Annotated in this window: 1 protein-coding gene; it reads left to right on the top strand. The window is 63.0% G+C overall.

Annotation, left to right across the window (positions count from 1 at the left end):
* Nucleotides 1–141: 141 nt before the first annotated feature.
* On the top strand, nt 142–1,259 hold a 1,118-nt coding region (locus BGN91_RS10470; protein WP_292612887.1), incomplete at its 3' end, for an FtsH/Yme1/Tma family ATP-dependent metallopeptidase.

Below are 1,259 nucleotides of genomic sequence, written 5' to 3'. Positions count from 1 at the left end.
GTTTAATTTATTAAGAGTCCGGCGTGGTTCCCTTGGCAGCGGCAACCTCCGCGCCTAAATTGTATCCAGTCGGCACCCCCTATCTGTTGAGTCGATGCAGGGACATCCGGCTGCGATCCGCGCAGCCCCGAAGGAAAATCGATGAACGCCAATATGCGCAACTTCGCCCTCTGGGTCATCATCGTCTTGCTCCTGTTGGCGCTGTTCACGCTGTTCCAGAATCCCGGCCATCACGCGACGGCACAGGATATTTCCTTCTCGCAGTTGCTGACGGAGGTCGACCAGAACAATGTTCGCGATGTCGTGATCCAGGGACAGGAAATTCACGGCACCTTCACCAACGGCTCCAACTTCCAGACCTATGCCCCGACCGATCCGGGACTGGTGAAAAAGCTCTATGACGCCAAGGTGCAGATCACCGCGAAGCCGCCGGGCGACAGCGTGCCGTGGTTCGTGTCGCTGCTCGTCTCCTGGCTGCCGTTCATTGCGCTGATCGGCGTGTGGATTTTCCTGTCGCGTCAGATGCAGGGCGGCGCCGGCAAGGCGATGGGTTTCGGCAAGTCGCGCGCCAAGATGCTGACGGAGGCCCATGGTCGCGTCACCTTCGAAGACGTCGCGGGCGTCGATGAAGCCAAGCAGGACCTGCAGGAGATCGTCGAGTTCCTGCGCGATCCCGGCAAGTTCCAGCGGCTCGGCGGACGGATTCCGCGCGGCGTGCTGCTGGTCGGCCCGCCCGGCACCGGTAAGACGCTGATCGCTCGCGCCGTCGCGGGCGAAGCCAATGTGCCGTTCTTCACCATTTCGGGTTCCGACTTCGTCGAGATGTTTGTCGGCGTCGGCGCCAGCCGCGTCCGCGACATGTTCGAGCAGGCCAAGAAGAATGCGCCGTGCATCATCTTCATCGACGAAATCGACGCGGTCGGCCGTCACCGTGGCGCCGGTCTTGGCGGCGGCAATGATGAGCGCGAGCAGACGCTGAACCAGTTGCTGGTCGAGATGGACGGCTTCGAGGCCAATGAGGGCGTGATCCTGATTGCCGCGACCAACCGCCCCGACGTGCTCGATCCCGCGCTGCTGCGTCCGGGCCGCTTCGACCGTCAGGTCGTGGTGCCGAACCCCGACGTCGTCGGCCGGGAGCAGATTCTGAAGGTGCATATCCGCAAGGTGCCGCTGGCGCCCGACGTCAACATCAAGACCATTGCCCGCGGCACGCCCGGTTTCTCCGGCGCCGACCTGATGAACCTCGTCAACGAGGCGGC

This window comes from Nitrobacter sp. 62-13 (assembly GCF_001896955.1).
Classification (GTDB): domain Bacteria; phylum Pseudomonadota; class Alphaproteobacteria; order Rhizobiales; family Xanthobacteraceae; genus Nitrobacter.
Note: the sequence above shows the minus strand (reverse complement) of the source record. Positions and strands in the feature narration are given on the sequence as shown.